15 protein-coding genes are annotated in these 14,951 nt (G+C 73.1%); 13 read left to right on the forward strand and 2 right to left on the reverse strand.

What is annotated here, in order from left to right:
* Positions 1-12 precede the first annotated feature (12 nt).
* Both ACQEVB_RS36375 and ACQEVB_RS36380 read left to right on the forward strand, forming a co-directional pair.
* Positions 13-1,365, forward strand: coding sequence for an MFS transporter (locus ACQEVB_RS36375; RefSeq protein WP_432982840.1), 1,353 nt, complete (start codon positions 13-15; stop codon positions 1,363-1,365).
* Complete coding sequence (locus ACQEVB_RS36380) at positions 1,362-2,150, forward strand: class II aldolase/adducin family protein (protein WP_432982843.1); 789 nt, start codon at positions 1,362-1,364, stop codon at positions 2,148-2,150. The genes ACQEVB_RS36375 and ACQEVB_RS36380 overlap by 4 nt, the downstream gene beginning before the upstream one ends.
* A 37-nt stretch (positions 2,151-2,187) precedes the next feature.
* On the opposite strand, the gene ACQEVB_RS36385 is transcribed toward ACQEVB_RS36380, so the two are convergent.
* Positions 2,188-3,264: an iron-containing alcohol dehydrogenase family protein gene (locus tag ACQEVB_RS36385; RefSeq protein WP_432982846.1), complete on the reverse strand. Its 1,077-nt coding sequence runs from the start codon at positions 3,262-3,264 to the stop codon at positions 2,188-2,190.
* Positions 3,265-3,266: 2 nt separating this feature from the next.
* Positions 3,267-3,764, reverse strand: coding sequence for a MarR family winged helix-turn-helix transcriptional regulator (locus ACQEVB_RS36390; RefSeq protein ID WP_432982849.1), 498 nt, complete (start codon positions 3,762-3,764; stop codon positions 3,267-3,269).
* A gap of 223 nt (positions 3,765-3,987) precedes the next feature.
* Here ACQEVB_RS36390 and ACQEVB_RS36395 point away from each other — a divergent pair, with 223 nt between their 5' ends.
* The 11 genes from ACQEVB_RS36395 to ACQEVB_RS36445 all read left to right on the forward strand — a co-directional run bounded on the left by ACQEVB_RS36395 (position 3,988) and on the right by ACQEVB_RS36445 (position 14,950).
* Complete coding sequence (locus ACQEVB_RS36395; protein ID WP_432982852.1) at positions 3,988-5,526, forward strand: class I adenylate-forming enzyme family protein; 1,539 nt, start codon at positions 3,988-3,990, stop codon at positions 5,524-5,526.
* 2 nt (positions 5,527-5,528) lie between these two features.
* Positions 5,529-6,311 carry an enoyl-CoA hydratase/isomerase family protein gene (locus tag ACQEVB_RS36400; protein WP_432982855.1) on the forward strand — a complete coding sequence of 261 codons (783 nt, stop codon included), beginning with the start codon at positions 5,529-5,531 and terminating at the stop codon, positions 6,309-6,311.
* The gene (locus tag ACQEVB_RS36405) at positions 6,308-7,045 is read left to right on the forward strand and encodes an SDR family NAD(P)-dependent oxidoreductase (protein WP_432982858.1); all 738 of its coding nucleotides are present in this window, start codon (positions 6,308-6,310) and stop codon (positions 7,043-7,045) included. The genes ACQEVB_RS36400 and ACQEVB_RS36405 overlap by 4 nt, the downstream gene beginning before the upstream one ends.
* Positions 7,046-7,062: 17 nt before the next feature.
* A complete protein-coding gene (locus tag ACQEVB_RS36410) occupies positions 7,063-8,235 on the forward strand; it encodes an acyl-CoA dehydrogenase family protein (RefSeq protein WP_432982861.1) in 1,173 nt (390 codons plus the stop codon).
* A gap of 8 nt (positions 8,236-8,243) precedes the next feature.
* Positions 8,244-9,032: an SDR family NAD(P)-dependent oxidoreductase gene (locus tag ACQEVB_RS36415; protein WP_432982864.1), complete on the forward strand. Its 789-nt coding sequence runs from the start codon at positions 8,244-8,246 to the stop codon at positions 9,030-9,032.
* Positions 9,029-9,358 (forward strand): Zn-ribbon domain-containing OB-fold protein, encoded by a 330-nt coding sequence (locus ACQEVB_RS36420; RefSeq protein ID WP_432982867.1) that lies wholly within the window; start codon positions 9,029-9,031, stop codon positions 9,356-9,358. The genes ACQEVB_RS36415 and ACQEVB_RS36420 overlap by 4 nt, the downstream gene beginning before the upstream one ends.
* Positions 9,355-10,497: a thiolase family protein gene (locus ACQEVB_RS36425; RefSeq protein WP_432982870.1), complete on the forward strand. Its 1,143-nt coding sequence runs from the start codon at positions 9,355-9,357 to the stop codon at positions 10,495-10,497. Before ACQEVB_RS36420 ends, ACQEVB_RS36425 begins: the two co-directional genes overlap by 4 nt.
* A 12-nt stretch (positions 10,498-10,509) precedes the next feature.
* Positions 10,510-12,036 carry a class I adenylate-forming enzyme family protein gene (locus tag ACQEVB_RS36430; protein WP_432982873.1) on the forward strand — a complete coding sequence of 509 codons (1,527 nt, stop codon included), beginning with the start codon at positions 10,510-10,512 and terminating at the stop codon, positions 12,034-12,036.
* A complete protein-coding gene (locus ACQEVB_RS36435; RefSeq protein ID WP_432982876.1) occupies positions 12,033-13,130 on the forward strand; it encodes a CoA transferase in 1,098 nt (365 codons plus the stop codon). Before ACQEVB_RS36430 ends, ACQEVB_RS36435 begins: the two co-directional genes overlap by 4 nt.
* The gene (locus ACQEVB_RS36440) at positions 13,127-14,002 is read left to right on the forward strand and encodes a 2-dehydropantoate 2-reductase (protein WP_432982879.1); all 876 of its coding nucleotides are present in this window, start codon (positions 13,127-13,129) and stop codon (positions 14,000-14,002) included. Before ACQEVB_RS36435 ends, ACQEVB_RS36440 begins: the two co-directional genes overlap by 4 nt.
* A 150-nt stretch (positions 14,003-14,152) precedes the next feature.
* Entirely contained in the window at positions 14,153-14,950 is a 798-nt protein-coding gene (locus ACQEVB_RS36445) for an alpha/beta fold hydrolase (RefSeq protein WP_432982882.1), read from the forward strand.
* Position 14,951: the final 1 nt, after the last annotated feature.

Genomic DNA, 14,951 nt, shown 5'->3' on the forward strand with positions numbered 1-14,951 from the left:
ACGGACGACACCATGCCCGAGATCAGCTCGGCACCCGACCTCCCGAAACTGTGGCGCAAGGTCGCCCTCCGCACGTTCCCCCTGCTCGGCGCCGCCTACGTGCTCGGCTACATCGACCGCGTCAACATCGGCTTCGTCGCCGCACCGATGTCGCGCGACCTCGGCCTCACGAACATCCAGATCGGACTGACCTCCACGCTGTTCTTCATCGGGTACATCGTCGCGACCGTCCCGAGCAACCTGGCGCTGCGGCGGTTCGGCGCGCCGACCTGGATCGGGTGCACGCTGCTCGCCTGGGGGACGGTCACGGCGGTGATGGCGGCCGTCGACTCGGCCGGCGAGCTGTACGTCCTGCGGGTCCTGCTCGGACTCGCCGAAGCCGGCCTCGCCCCCGGGGTCCTGCTCTACATCACCTACTGGTTCCCGGCGAAGCAACGCGCCTGGGCCTACCCGGTGTTCGTGTCGGTGATCGCGGTGTCCGGCATCGTCGGCGCGCCGCTGACCGCCGGCCTGCTCGAATGGGGGCAGCACCTCACCGGGATGGTCGGCTGGCGCTCGGTGTTCCTCGTCGAGGGCGCGATCACGGTGGTCCTCGGGATCCTGCTGATGACGCGCCTCGCCAGGAACCCTGCCACCGCGAAGTGGCTCTCCGCCGCGGAACGACAGCACATCCAGGACCAGCTCGACGCCGAGGCCGCGCAGAAGCGGGACACCGCGGTGCCGGCCCGCATCGCCGACGCGCTGCGGAGCGGACGGGTGTGGGCGCTGGCCTTCGCGTTCTTCGCGCTCACCTTCGGCATCTACGCCTTCAGCTTCTTCCTGCCCCAGATGCTGCAGCTGCTCACCAACACCCGCGGCGCGTCCCCGACCGATGCGACCAGCGTGCTGCTGTCGGCCATCCCGTCGGCCTTCGCACTGCTGGTCATGCTGGTGTGGCCGAAGGTGTTCGCCCGCCGCAGCGCCGTCTTCTCCACCGCTCTCCCGCTGTGCGTCGGCACGGCCGGTGTGGTCCTCGCGGCGATGACGGACGACCGCGTCGCGTTCCTGGTCGGTACCTGCCTGAGCTTCGCCGGGATCTACACGTCGCTGTCGCAGTTCTGGCGCATCCCGGTGCTCGGCCTAACCGGCGCCGCGGCGGCGGCCGGGATCGCGGTGATCAACTCGGCGGGCAACCTGACCGGCATCGTCAGCCCGCTGCTGACCGGCAGCATCCAGCAGGCCACCGGCAGCTTCCGCGCAGCCCTGCTGCTCATCGCGGTGGTCATGGTCCTGGGGGTCGTGACGGTGCTGGCCGTCGGGCCCCGGATCGAGCGGATGAACGGCGGATCCCCCACGCAACCGCAGGAGAGAAGGGAAACCGTATGAGCACGGTCCTGCCGACGTTCGACGACGCCGCCTACCGGCTTCCGACGCCACCCGTGGCGAGCTCTCCGGAGGAGGAGCGCCTGCGCCGCAAGCGCGAACTGGCCGCGACGTTCCGGCTGTTCGGAAAGTTCGGGTTCGGGGAGGGCGTCGGCGGGCACGTCACCGCCCGTGACCCGATCCATCCCACCTGCTTCTGGGTGAACCCGTTCGGCGTGCCGTTCGAGCACATCCGGGTCTCCGACCTCCTGCTGGTCGACGAGCACGGGCGGCTGGTGGAGGGCGCGGGGCTGGTCAACCTGGCTGGCTTCTACATCCACTCGCGGGTGCACGCCGCCCGACCCGACGTGCAGGCGGTGGCGCACGCGCACTCCCTGCACGGCAAGACCTTCTCCGCGTTCGGTCGCCCGCTCGATCCGATCACCCAGGACTCGCTCGCGTTCTACGGCGACCACAGCGTCTACGACGGGTTCGGCGGGCTGGTGTTCGACCCGGAGGAGGGCAACCGCATCGCCAAGGCGCTCGGTGACCACAAGGCCGTCGTCCTGCAGAACCACGGTCTGCTCACGGTCGGGCGGACGGTGGCCGAGACCGCGTGGTGGTTCATCTCGATGGAGCGGTCGTGCCAGTCGCAGCTGCTCGCGATGGCCGCCGGTGATCCGATCCTGATCGACGAGGCGGAGGCGCGTCAGGTCGCGAGTGTCACCGGCACCCCGGAGTTCGGGTGGTTCAACTTCCAGCCGCTGCACCAGAAGATCCTGCGGCTGGAGCCGGACCTCCTCGACTGACGGACGGGAGCGGGCCGCGGGGCGCGGCCCGCTCCCGTCACCAGTCCTGCGGCAGTTCGCCGCTCCAGGCGTGGTCGAGGATGCGCAGCAGCCCGTCGCGGCCGTCGATCGGGCGCGGGTTGCCCGGCAGCCCGGACTCCAGCAGTGCGTCGGCGACCAGGGACAGCTGCGCGCGGTCCACCCCGGCCGCGCGCAGCCCGCGCGGCACGCCGAGGGTGTCGAGCACCGAGGTCACGCCGTCGAGCGCGGTGTCGGCGCGCAGCGCGTCGGCGATCAGGGCGTGCCGGTCGGGCACCGCCGGGGCGGTGTAGCTCATCACCGTCCGGCCCACGACGCCGTGGGCCACGGCGTGCCCGACCCTCGCCAGCGGGGCGAGGACGTGCACGACGGCGTGCGCGGCCGCCATCCCGACGCGGGGGAGGGCGGCGAGCACGGCAGCGGACTGGAACGCGCTCATCGCCTCGCCCGGCTCGTCCAGCCGGTCCACGCCGTCGCGGATCAGCGCCAGTGAGCGCAGGTAGAAGGCGTCCGTCAGCGGCGAGCGGCCCGTGCCGACCAGTCCTTCCACGCAGTGGGCCAGCGCGTTGGCGACGGAGACGTGCGTGAGCCGGGACGGCAGCGCGGCCGGCACCCGCGGATCGAGCACGACGGCGGCCGGCACGATCCGCTCGTCGCTCAGCCCGACCTTGCGGCCCTCGTCGGTCACCCCCGCGCGTGGGGTGACCTCGGCGCCGCCGAACATCGCCGGGACCGCGACCGTCCGGCGGCGCGTCGTGTCCAGGTCGAGCCACATGGCGGCCTTCGCGGTATCGATGACGCTGGACCCGCCGAGCGCGACGTAGCCGTCGGCCCCGCGCGCGACGGCCATGTCGCGCAGCGTGCGCACGTCCGTCATCGGTGAGTGCGGGGTGACCGTCGCGTGCACGCCGACGATCCGGTCGCCCGCCTGCTCCCGCAGCGTCGCGAACACCGGGCTGCGGGCCATCGACGGGCTGGTCACCAGCACGACGCCGGCCAGGTCCAGATCGGCCAGCAGCCCGGCGAGCGAGTCCAGGGCCCGCGGCGCCGAGACGATCCGGCCGGCGACCGGTGGCGACCAGTCGAAGGTCTGCACGATCAGCCGGCGTGGTGCTCGATGAGGCGGCGCAGGAGGTCGGCGAGCGTGCGGCGGTCGGCCGGTGAGAGCCCGCTCGTCCACGCCCGCTCGCGGTCGTGGTGGCTGCCGAAGGTCTCCAGCACCGTCTCCAGGCCGCGCTTGGTCAGCTCCACCGTCACGATGCGGCGATCGCTGGAGTCCCGCCGCCGCGCGACGAGCTCGGCGTCCTCCAGGGTGTTGAGCACGCTCGACACGCTCGACCTGGTGACGGCGGCCAGCTGCGCGAGCTGCCGGGGCTCGCTCTCGCCCACGACCCACAGGGCGAACAGCACGCGGAAGCCCGCGTAGCTCACCCCGCGCGCCCGGTAGACGTTCTGCTCGAGGTCCGCGACGAGCTTGTTCGCCGCGCGGACGAGGTTGAACGTCACGGCGAGCACGTCGAGGTCGACCTCGACGCCGGAGCGCTCGGCGCGCTCGACCATCAGCTCCTCGTACTCCTTGGCGTGGATGTGGTTCATGAACACCCCTGTCGTCACTGAGGCGCCGGTCGAGGTCTGACCATCAGCACCCACTCCATCCGAGCTCTCGTCATCCTACGGGATCCTGGCCAAGCCAGATAATCAGGATTGCGATGATTCGATCCTTGACGAGCCGGGGGCGATGGGGGACCGTAGAGGCGTCCGGGCCGCTGCTCGGGCGCCGACCACGTGCAACGGTGCCGGGAAGGAAGTGGATGCTGGCGTGCGCACACTGACCGATGTCACGCGCCGGGGAGCGAGACGGTTCGCAGACCGGACGGCGGTCTCGACGAGCGGGTCCGCCCTCACCTACGCCGAGCTCGACCGCGACACCGACCGGTTGTCCGCGGCGCTGCGGGAGCTGGGGGTCCGGCGCGGCGACCGCGTCGCGATCATGGCGGAGAACTGCGTCGAGCTCGTGGTGGTGGCCTTCGCCGCGATGAAGGCGGGCGCCTGGTTCGTCCCGCTCAACTTCCGGTACGGGCCGGAGGAACTGGCCTACGTCCTGGCCGACACCACGCCGCGCGTGGTGGTGACCGGCCCGGGCTACACCGACGCCGTCGAGGCCGCGCTCCCGCAGGACCGGCCCACGGTCGTGGCCGTCGACGACCGCGAAGCCACCCGGGGGCGGCTGTCCTATCGCGACCTCCTCGCCGCGCACCACGACGCCGCGCCGGAGGACCTCAGCGAACCGCTGGACATCGCCACGGTGCTCTACACCAGCGGCACCACGGGATTCCCCAAAGGGGTGCTCGCCACGCACGACTCGACCGTGCGGCTCCTGCCGGTCTACGCGATCGAGGGCGACCTCGGCGAGGGCGACGTCATGCTGATCTCGATGCCGCTGTTCCACGGTGGTGGCCTGGTCATCCAGCTACTGCCGGCGCTCGCGCTCGGCGCGACGGTCGTGCTCACCGGTCGGGGCTTCTCCGCCGACGGCGCGCTCGACCTCGTCGAGCAGGAACGGGTGACCGTCACGCTCTGGTCGCCGACGATGCTCGCGATGATCGTGCGGGACGCGGACGTGGCGGCCCACGACACCAGCTCGCTCACCAAGATCTGGTACGGCTCCTCCGCCATCGCCGCGGCGACGTTGGAGCGGGCGCGGCGCGCATTCCCTCGGGCCGGGTTCTACCAGTGGTACGGCACCACCGAAGCCACCACGATCGCGGTGCTGCGCCCCGACGACCACCGCGACCGCGCTGCCCAGACCGGCCGCGAGGCCTACGGGGCCCATGTGCGCATCGTGGACCCGTCGGGCACGGACGTGGCGGTGGGGGAGACCGGCGAGGTCGTCGTCAGCACCGCCGGCACCTGCATGGTCGGTTACCACCACCGACCCGACGCGACCGCCGAGGCCATGCGCGATGGCTGGCTGCACACGGGCGACCTCGCGGTGCGCGGCACGGACGGCTACTTCACCGTCGTCGACCGCATCGACGACGTGATCATCTCCGGCGGGGAGAACATCTACCCGCGCGAGGTGGAAGAGGCGCTGCACAGCCACCCCGCGGTCGCGGAGGCGTCCGTGTTCGGCGTGCCGGACGAGGTGTACGGCGCGGCGGTCGCCGCCGCGGTCGTCCTCGTCCCGGGCGCGGAGGCGACCGCAGAGGAACTCGGCGCGCACGTCGCCGGCCGCATCGCCCGCTACAAGCGCCCCACCCGGTGGCAGCTGGTGGATCAGCTGCCGCGCAACGCCTCCGGCAAGGTGCTCAAGCGGGCACTGCGCGACCAGGTCGCCGGGTGGGCGGGGGCGGTGTGATCGTGCCGGAGCTGGAGACCGTCCTCGTCACCGATCGCGAGCAGGTCCGGTGGATCACCCTGAACCGGCCGGAGCGGCGCAACGCGATCTCCCCGCTGATGCTCGACGAGCTGGAATCCGTCCTGACCGCCACCGCGGGCGACGACGCCGTCCGCGCGCTCGTCGTCACCGGAGCCGGCAGCGCCTTCTGCGCCGGCGCCGACCTCACCGTCGACCCGGGCGACCCGGACGCGCTGCCCGACGTCGACCTGGCCCGCAGCGACGCCGTGTTCGCCCTGCTGGAGCGCCAGCCCCAGCCGGTGATCGCCGCGGTGAACGGAACGGCCGCGGCCGGCGGCCTGGAACTGCTGCTGTGCTGCGACGTCGTCCTCGCCGCCGAAGGTGCCCGGATCGGTGACCTGCACGCCAACGCCGGTCTCCTGCCCGGCGCCGGCGGGACCTACCGGCTGCCCCGCCGCATCGGGCGCAACCCCGCGCTCTGGCTGATGTTCAGCGGTGACACCGCGCCGGTGGAGGACTTCCAGCGCTGGGGCCTGATCCACCGCGTCGTACCGGGGGCGGAGCTGATGTCCGAGGCCGAGCGGCTGGCCGTCGCGCTGACCCGCAAGAGCCCGCTCGGGCTGCGGCGGATGAAGGAACTGGTCCAGGACGGCTTGGAGCAGGACCGGTCGACCGGGCTCGCCCATGCGCTCGACATCGCCCAGGCGCACCAGGGATCCGCCGACTACGCCGAAGGAGTGCGGGCCTTCGCCGCCCGCCGCGCACCGAGGTTCACCGGACGATGACGAACCTCGCTGGGAAGATCGCCCTGGTCACCGGCGCCTCCTCGGGTCTGGGGGCGCACATCGCCCGCGTCCTCGCCGAGCGGGGCGCCACCGTGATCGGCGCCGCGCGGCGGCCCGATCGCGTCCCCCGCGACGGCGACCGGATCGTGCCGCTGGCACTGGACATCACCGACCGCGCGGCGGTGCGGGAGGCGGTTCCGCGGGTCGCCGAGGAGCTCGGCTGGCCCGAGGTGCTGGTCAACAACGCCGGAGCCGGCGCCGTCCTGCCGGCGCTCGAGCACACCGACGCCGACTGGGACGACGCGCTGGCGGTCAACCTGACCGGCGCCTGGACGGTGTCGACCGTGGTCGCCGACGGTCTGCGCCGGCTCGGGCGTCCCGGCTCGATCGTCAACGTCGCCTCCGCGGCCGCGCTGCAGCCGGTGGCCGACACCGCTGCCTACGGCACCAGCAAGGCGGCGCTGGTCCACCTGACCCGGCAGCTCGCCCTGGAGTGGGCGCCGCTGGGCATCCGCGTCAACGCGATCTGCCCCGGCCACTTCCCGACCGAACTCAACGCGGACTTCCTCGCCGACGACCGCTTCCGTGACCGGATCACCCGACGCGTCCCGCTGGGCCGCCTGGGCCGGCTCGACGACCTCACCGGGCTGGTGCTCCTGCTGGCCTCCGACGCCTCGGCCTACCTCACCGGGGCCGTCATCCCGCTCGACGGCGGACTGAGTCTGCGTTCCTGACACCGACAAGGACAGCCATGGACGACACCGACCACCAGAAACTGCGCCAGGCGATCGCCAAGGCGATGACCGAGCTGATCCCCCCGATGGAGGAGCGGATCGAGGACACCGACTGGATCCCGAAGGACGTCCTCGTGCCCGCGCTGCGCGAGGTGAACGCGTTCGGGCTGCTGCTGCCCGAGCGGTACGGCGGCTCGGGTCTCACCGTGTCGCAGTACCTGCCGATCCTCGCCGACCTCTCGCGCATCCACGGCGGACTGCGCGGGTTCGTGCACGCGCACAACTCCTCGGCGCACGTCTTCGAGATGCTGGCCGGCGAGGAGCAGAAGGACGCGCTGCTGCCTGCGGTGGCCACCGGCCACGCCTCCTTCGGCATGGGCATCACCGAACCCGACCACGGCACCGGCGCCGACATCGGCACCCGTTGCCTGCGCGACGGCGAGGACTACCGCATCGACGGGCAGAAGTGGCTGACCACCAACTCCGACTGGGTGAGCCACTTCATCGTCTTCGCCAAGACCGACCCCGACGCCGGGGCGCGAGGGGTGAGCGCCGTGCTCGTCGAACGGGACCGGCCCGGCCTGACGATCGCGCCCCTGCCGGGCACCCTCGGCACCCGCGGCCTCCAGCACGGCCACCTGACCTTCGACGACGTCGTCGTCCCGGTGACCAACCGGCTCGGGGAGGAGGGCCAGGGACTCGGCCTGATCGAGCGCGGCATGGAGGTCAGCCGCGTCTTCGTCGCCGCGTCGTCGCTCGGCACCGCGGAGGAGGCCCTCGCGCTGAGCGTGGCCCGCGCCAACGAGCGGGTCACGTTCGGCAAGCCGATCGGCACCCGCCAGTCCATCCAGCGCTACCTCGCCGAGATGGCCACCGACGTCTACGCCCTGCGCACCATGCTGGAGGACGCCGCCGCCAAGCTCGACGCCGGCCAGCGGATCCCCATCGAAGCCTCGGCCTGCAAGCTGTTCGGCTCCGAGGCGGTCTGCCGCGTCACCGACCGGGCCCTGCTCGTGTTCGGCGGGATCGGGTTCACCCGCAGGTTCCCCGTCGAACGCATGTTCCGCGACGCGCGCGCGAACGTCGTCGAGGAAGGCCCGCCCACCATCCAGCAGTTCGTGATCGCCCGCAGTCTCCTGGACGGCAACACCCTGAGCGGTCCGTCCATCTTCGAGCCGACGCACCTGTGAGGCACGTGATGAACCAGAACCCACTGTCCATGCAGGGCCGGGTCGCCCTGGTGACCGGCGCCGGCCAAGGCGTCGGCCGGGCGGTCGCCCTGCACTTCGCCGCGCACGGCGCCCGCGCCGTGGTGGTCAACGACTTCTACGCCGACCGCGCCGAGAAGACCGCCGAGGAGGTCCGCGGCCAGGGCGTCGAGGCCCTTCCGCTGGCGTTCGACGTCACCGACTACGCCCAGGTCGCCGACGCCTTCGGCCGTGTCGAGAAGGAGTACGGCGAGCTGCACGCACTGGTGAACAACGCCGGCAACGCCGGACCCGGCGGCCGCGCCGGGTTCTCCGACTTCTGGTCCGAGGAACCGCAGGACTGGGACCGGTGGCTCGGCACCAACCTCTACGGGGTGCTCAACTGCGTCCGGCACGGGGTGCCGCTGATGCGCGAGCACGGGACCGGCCGGGTCGTCACCGTGATCTCCGACGCGGGCCGGCAGGGCGAGCCGGGCCTGGAGGTGTACTCCGCGGCCAAGGCCGGCGCGGCCGGGTTCACCCGTGCCGTGGCCCGCAGCTCCGGCCGATACGGCATCACCGCCAACGCCGTGTCGATCGGCGCCACCCGCACACCCTTCGTCGAGGACATCCTCAACGACGAGGCGACGGCGAAGGCGCAGCTCAAGCGGTACATGATCCGCCGCTTCGGCGAGCCGGAGGACATCGCCAACATGATCCTCTTCCTCAGCTCGAACGCGGGCTCGTGGGTGACCGGGCAGACGATCCCGGTCAACGGCGGCTACTCGGTGGCGCTGTGAGCGCGCCCGGCCTCGATGCCCACCGCTGTGCCCGCTGCGGGACGGTCTTCCCGTCCGCGGACACCAGCGGCCGGTGCCCGTACTGCGGCGGCACCCAGCTGTCGGACACCACCCTCGCACCGACCGGGGAGGTCGTGACCAGCACGGTGGTCCGCGTCGCGCCTCCCGGGACCGACGTGCCGTACACGCTGGCCTACGCCGACTTCGCGCCCGGTGCGCGGCTGTTCGCGCGGGTGCGCGGCAGCGCGCCGATCGGCTCGACCGTCCGGCTGGTCGCCGCGTCGGCACCCGACCACTACGTCTTCGAGGCGGAGGAGAAGCGATGACGACCAGGCGGGTGGCCGTGATCGGCACCGGTCTCGTGCCGTTCGGCAAGCACGAGGACACCGCACTCGAGGAGCTGGGGATCGCCGCGACGGAGGCCGCGCTCGCCGAGGCGGGGTTCGGGCCCGACCGGATCGGCGCGGTCTGGTCGTCGAACGTCCTCGGCGGCGGTGGTGCCGGGCAACGCATCCTGGCGGGCACGGGGGTGTTCGACGTGCCCGTGGTCAACGTGGAGAACGCCTGCGCGAGCGGGACGACCGCGGTGCACCTCGCACGCCTGGCGATCGAGGCCGGCCAGCACGACGTCGTCCTCGTGGTGGGGGCGGAGAAGATGACCGGCAGGTTCCAGGGCGGGATCACCCTGGACCGGACCGACCGTCCCACCGCGCTGGGCCTGACCATGCCCGCGATCTACGCGCTCAACGCCCAGCGCTACGCCCACGACACCGGGGCGGACCCGGACGACATCGCCGAGGTGAGCGTGAAGAACCGGGCTGCCGGTGCGCGCAACCCGCAGGCGATGTTCCGGAAGCCCGTCACCCGTGAGGACGTGCTGGGCTCCCGGCCGATCGCCGACCCACTGACCCTGCTGCAGTGCTGCGCCAACGCCGACGGCGCTGCGGCGCTGGTGCTGGTCGCCGAGCACGTCGTGGAGTCCCGGCACGATCCGGTGTGGCTGCTCGGTTCCGGGCTCGCGTCGGGCACCACGACGGGCCCGCGGACGGAGTTCGGGACCTCCCGACCCTCGGCACTGGCGGCCAGCCGGGCCTACGCGGCTGCCGGACTGGCCGCAGCCGACATCGACGTCGCGGAGGTGCACGACGCGTTCACGATCGGCGAGATCACCTCGGTCGAGGCGCTGGGCCTCGCGAGCCCGGGCAAGGCGCTGCCCGCGGTGATGGCCGGCGAGCTCAGCCTGGGCGGGCGCGTGCCGGTCAACGCCAGTGGCGGGCTGCTCGCCAAGGGGCATCCCGTCGGCGCCACCGGAGTCGGGCAGGTCGTCGAACTGGCCACCCAGCTGCGCGGGGTCGCGGGGGAGCGACAGGTCGCCGGTGCCCGGATCGGCTTGTCCCACACGGTCGGCGGCGGGGTGGCGACGCTCGACGCGATCGCCAGCGGCGTCGTGATCGCGGGCGTGTGAGCGGGGCCCGTGATGGCTGTCCCTCCGACCCTCGCCGGCCTGCTCAGCCGCGCGCACGACCGGTACGCCGCCCTCGTCGCCCTGCGCGACGGGCCCACCGCTTCGACCTACGGCGAGCTGGGCTCGCTGGTGCGCCGCGCGATCGCCGGGCTGACCGAACGCGGACTGCGCCCCGGTGACCGGGTGGTCACGATCGCCGCGAACTCCCTGGAGTACGCGGTCCTGGACCAGGCCTGCTTCCTCGGCGGGTTCGTGCGGGCCGGCGTGAACCGGCGCCTGAACCCGCAGGAACTCCCGTCGATCCTGGCCACCGCGAAGCCCGCGCTGCTTTGCGCGGACGCGGAATGGGCCGCGCGGCTCGCCGCCGATCCGCACGTGCGGGGCGGCCTCCCGGTGCTCGACCTGGACACCGACGTCGCGGCGCTGACCGACCGTGCCGACCCGGGGCCCGTACCGCTGCCGTCGCCGGACGCCCCGGCGGCCCTGCTGTTCACCTCCGGCACCACCGGGGAGCCCAAGGCCGTGGTCGCCACCCAGCAGGCCATGGCCTCGATGGTCCGCAACGTCCTGGTCGCCTTCCCGGTCCAGCCCGGCGACCGGGTCGTGCAGGCGATCCCCCTGAGTCACGCCGCGGGGCACCTCGTGCCCGCGTTCGCCTGCCACGGGGCCGACCAGGAGGTGTTGCCCGCGTTCGTGGTGGACGACGTGCTGCAGCGGCTGATGCGCGACCGGGTCTCGGTGGTCACCGCGGTGCCCACCGTCGTGGGGCCGCTGGCCCGCGCGGCCCTGGCCGGTGGGCACGATGTGTCCGCGTTGTCGGCGATCGTCTACGGCGGGTCGCCGATCGGCCGGGCCGACCTCGCGGTCGCGGTCGAGGCGTTCCCGCACGCCCTCCACCAGGTGTACGCGCAGAGCGAGAGCCTGCTGCCGGCCACCGTGCTCACCCCCGCCGACCACCGTGCGGCAGTGGGTGACCGACCGGAGCTGGCCGGTTCGGCCGGGCGTGCGGTGCCCTTCCTCGACCTGCGCATCATCGACGCCGCCGGGAAGCCCTGCCCGGCCGGCGAACCGGGGGAGGTGCAGCTGCGCGGCGACACCGTGATGACCGAGTACTTCGAGAACCCCGCGGCGACGGCGAAGGCGCTGGACCCGGACGGCTGGCTGCACACGGGCGACGTCGGGTACCTGGACACCTCGGGTTACCTCCACCTGGTCGACCGCCTCAGCGACGTGATCATCACCGGCGGGTTCAACGTCATGCCGTCGGAAGTGGAGCAGGTGCTGACCACGATGCCCGGCGTGCGCGGCGCCGCCGTGTTCGGGCTACCGGATCCGCGGTGGGGTGAGACCATCTGCGCCGCGCTCGCGGTGGACGGCCCCGCCCCGGAGCTGGCGGAGGTGCAGGAGTTCTGCCGGGCGCAGCTCGCCCGGTTCAAGGTTCCGCGGCGGCTGGTCGTCCTCGACGAGCTGCCCCACAACGCCACCGGCAAGCTCGATCGGCGCGGCCTGCGGGCCCGGTACCGGACGGTGCCGGCGTGAGCGGGGCCCCGCTCGACGGGGTGCGGGTGGTCAACCTCAGCGAGACCGTGCCCGGCCCGCTCGCGGCGCTGCTGCTCGCCGACCTGGGCGCGGACGTGGTCACCGTCGAGCGCCCGCCGCCGGGGGATCCCGCCCGCCGGTTCCCGGCGGTGTTCGCCGCCCTGTCGCGCAACCAGCGGTCGGTCTCGCTCGACGTGGCCGACCCGCGCGGCCTCGAGCTCCTCGACCGCCTGGCCGAGGGCGCCGACGTCGTCCTGACGGGTGCTCGACCGACCACCGCGCGGAAGCTGGGCGTGCATCCGGACCAGTTGCGGGCCCGCTGCCCGCAGGCCTGCGTCGTGAGCGTGTCCTCCTACGGGCTGACCGGTCCCGGCGCGTCGCGACCTGGTCACGACCTGGTGTTCCAGGCCGTCGCCGGGCTGCTCGACGGCCCGGCGGCGGCGGTGCCCGTGGTGGACATGGTGTCTGGGTTCCTGACCGCGCTCGCCGCCGTCGCCGCCGTCGCGGGCCGGTGCCGCGACGGGCGGGCACGCACGATCGAGACCGCGATGGTCGACGGCGCACTGGCGCTGAACGCCTTCGCGCTCACCCGCGAGCTCGCCGGCCTGCCGGCGGACGCCACCCCCGTCGCGCCCGCGGGGTACGGCGTCTACCGGCTCGACGACGGTTCGCGACTGTGCCTGGCGGTCTCCTACGAGACCCACCACTGGCGCGCCCTCTGCGCGGCCCTCGACCTCGCGGACCTGGCGGGCCTGTCGTTCGAGGAGCGCGTGGCGGACCGCGACCGGATCGACCGGAAGCTCGCCGAGCGGCTGCGTCGGCAGCCCGCGGACGAGGTCCGCGACGTCCTCGCCGCGGCCGGTGTGCCGGCGGAACCGGTCCGCCGGCCCGCGGACGTCGTGCGCACGGCCGAGTTCGCCGAACGCACCGTGGGCGGCCACCTCGCCGCCCCGTTCCGGATCGACGGGCGGCGCGCGGGCGCGGCGCGGGGCGTCCCGAGGATCGGTCGCGACACCGCGGACGTGTTCGCGGAGCTGGGCATCGGGACGGCCGAGCTCGCCCGGCTCGCGGACGAGGGAGTGATCACCCTGTGACCTCGGTCGCCGTCGTCGGGGCCGGCGGCATCGGCACCGTCCTGGCCGCGACGGTCGCCGACGCCGGGCACGACGTGGTCGTGTGCGCCCGGTCCGGGCCCGGGCCGCTGGTCCTGGACCGCGACGGGACGTCGACCACGCTGGACGTGCGCGTGCTGACCGACCCCGACGGGCTCTCGCACGTGGACTGGGTGCTGCTCTGCACCAAGGCCCACGACACACCGACGGCGGCCGCGTGGCTGGAGCGGTCCTGCGCCGCCGCGACGACGGTGGTCGTGTGCCAGAACGGGATCGGCCATGCCGAGCGCGTCGCCGGCATGATCGGGCCCGCGCAGGTGCTGCCCGCGCTGGTGTACATCGCGGCGGAGCGGGTCGCGCCCGGACGGGTGCGCCACCACCGCGGCGCGCGGCTCGTGGTGCCGGCCGGGGACGCGGCCGCCCGGCTGGCGCGGCTCGCCCCGGGCCTCGACATCGCCGTCGAGGCGGACTTCCGCACCGCGTCGTGGCGCAAGCTGCTGACCAACGTCGCCGCCAACGCGGTGACGGCCCTGACCTTGCGGCGGATGGACGTGCTGGGGGAGCCGGAGATCCGTGACCTGGTGACGGCCCTGCTCACCGAGGCCGTCGCCGTCGGGCGGGCGGTGGGCGCGGACCTCGGCCCGGCGGACGTCGCCGGCATCCTCGCCTTCTACGACCAGCTCGGGCCGGAGGACGGAACGTCGATGCTCTACGACCGCCTGGCCGGACGGCCCACGGAGTACGAGTTGTTCAACGGCGCCGTGACCCGCCTCGGTCGCCGGCACGGCGTCGCGACCCCGGCCAACCAGGCGGTCTACGCCCTGCTGGGCGCCGGCGATCCCGCCATTCATTAGGTCTGAGATGATGTGATTCTTGACTATGTGACCTGCTACATCTATGCTCTGGTTCACATCGGCGACCATCCGGGCGGGCATCCACGACCCGCCGACGGCATGCCCTGTTCGGCGACTCCGAGACGCCCGTTCCGTACCGCAGAGGTGCTCATGGCTACCGCGACGCTGCCCACCGGTCCGACGATCGCCTACACCGACACCGGGGGGCCGGGACTGCCGGTCGTCCTCGCCCACGGCTTCATGCTCGACTCCGACCTGTTCGCCGCCCAGGTCGAGGCGCTGTCCTCGCAGTTCCGCGTGATCACCTGGGACGCGCGCGGACACGGCGGCACGACCTACGACGGCCGGCCGTTCACCGAGTGGGACAACGTCGAGGACCTCGTCGCCCTCATGGACGCCCTGGGCATCGATCGGGCCGTGATCGGCGGCCACAGCCAGGGCGGGTACATCTCGCTGGCCGCAGCCCTGCGGCACCCCGGCCGGGTGCTCGGCCTGGTGCTCATCAACACGACCTCGCACAGCCAGGTCGCCAGCACCGCCGACACCGGCGAACGGGAGCACCTGGCCGCCCGGTGGGAGATCGAGGGTCCGACCGACGAACTGTGCCGCGCGCTGGCGCACATGGCCTTCGGCGGCGACGACGTCGAACCGTGGATCGCGAAGTGGAAGGCCCGGCCGCCGGACAGCGTCCTCGTGCCGTTCCGCGCCGTGCTCCACCGCGACGACCTCACCGACCGGCTGAGCCGGATCACCGCGCCCGCCCTCGTCATCCACGGCACGGCCGACGCCTCCATCGCGCTCGACGAGGCCCGCGACTACGCCGCCCGGATCCCGAACGCCGGCCCGGTCGTCGCCGTGGACGGAGCGCCGCACGCGAGCTGCTACACGCATCCGCGGCCGGTGAACGAAGCGATCCTCGAGTTCCTCGGCGGCCTGCCCGCACAGTGAA

It is taken from the genome of Pseudonocardia sp. CA-107938, assembly GCF_050936315.1.
GTDB lineage: Bacteria > Actinomycetota > Actinomycetes > Mycobacteriales > Pseudonocardiaceae > Pseudonocardia.